The 1,324-nt window shown below is 36.3% G+C and carries 1 protein-coding gene; it reads right to left on the bottom strand.

Annotated features, from left to right (window positions below; genetic code table 11):
* Window positions 1-50: 50 nt before the first annotated feature.
* Window positions 51-1,223 (bottom strand): IS256-like element IS256 family transposase, encoded by a 1,173-nt coding sequence (locus JVV30_RS12570; RefSeq protein WP_000195429.1) that lies wholly within the window; start codon window positions 1,221-1,223, stop codon window positions 51-53.
* Window positions 1,224-1,324 lie beyond the last annotated feature (101 nt).

Genomic DNA, 1,324 nt, shown 5'->3' with positions numbered 1-1,324 from the left:
AGTCAAGTCCAGACTCCTGTGTAAAATGCTATACAATGTTTTTACCATTTCTACTTATCAAAATTGATGTATTTTCTTGAAGAATAAATCCATTCATCATGTAGGTCCATAAGAACGGCTCCAATTAAGCGATTGGCTGATGTTTGATTGGGGAAGATGCGAATAATCTTTTCTCTTCTGCGTACTTCTTGATTCAGTCGTTCAATTAGATTGGTACTCTTTAGTCGATTGTGGGAATTTCCTTGTACGGTATATTGAAAGGCGTCTTCGAATCCATCATCCAATGATGCGCAAGCTTTTGAATATTTTGGTTGATCGATATAATCATGAATCAATCGATTTTTAGCCTCACGCGCTAAGTTAATATCTGTGAACTTAAAAATTCCTTTAACAGCTTCTCTGAAAGATTTTGAATTTTTTTTAGGAATGGTGGTAAAGATATTTCTTAGGAAGTGAACTTGGCATCTTTGCCAACTTACGTTGGTGAAGGATTTTCTAATGGCAGAGACTAATCCTTTGTGCGCATCAGAAATAACGAGTTCCGTACCTTGTAAACCGCGTTCTTTTAGGTATTCAAAAAATGTTGTCCAGGTCTCTTCGCTTTCGCCACTTTGAATCATGAAGCCGATAATTTCACGGTCGCCATCTTTGGTTATTCCAATCGCTATATGACAGCTTTTTGAGAGTACTCGATTTTCTTCTCGTACTTTTATATAGAGTACATCGGTCATTAAGTAAGGATAATTTTTTTCTGATAATAAACGATTCTGCCACTCGTTAACCATAGGTTCTAGCTGTTCTGTTAAGCTAGAAACGAAGGACTTAGAGACGGATTTACCACAAAGTTCTTCCACAATTTTTGATACTTTACGAGTTGAAACGCCTGATACATACATTTCCAACATTGAAGCCATGAGGGCTTTTTCGTTTCGTTGATAACGTTCAAACACTGTGGGTGAAAAATGGCCATCACGTGTTCTGGGTACTTTTAATTCTAGCGTGCCTACACGTGTCGTAAAGCTGCGCTCATAATAGCCATTTCGTTGACTTTGTCGGTTTTCTGTTCGTTCATATTCTTTTGCTTGAATATATTCTGTTCGTTGATTTTCCATTAGTTGATTAAATACCGTTGTTAAAATATTTTTAGAAACGTCATCCTTTACAGAATATTCAATAATGCTTTGAATCTCTTCGCTTTTCAGTGTAAAATGTACTTGGGTCATGTAAAAGTCCTCCTGGGTATGTTTTTGTCGTTAAAAACATTGTACCGTAAAAGGACTGTTATATGGCCTTTTTACTTTTACACAATTATACGGACTTTATC

The sequence above is a fragment of the Staphylococcus sp. GDY8P47P genome (assembly GCF_016892225.1).
GTDB classification, from domain to species: domain Bacteria; phylum Bacillota; class Bacilli; order Staphylococcales; family Staphylococcaceae; genus Staphylococcus; species Staphylococcus borealis.
Note: the sequence above shows the minus strand (reverse complement) of the source record. Positions and strands in the feature narration are given on the sequence as shown.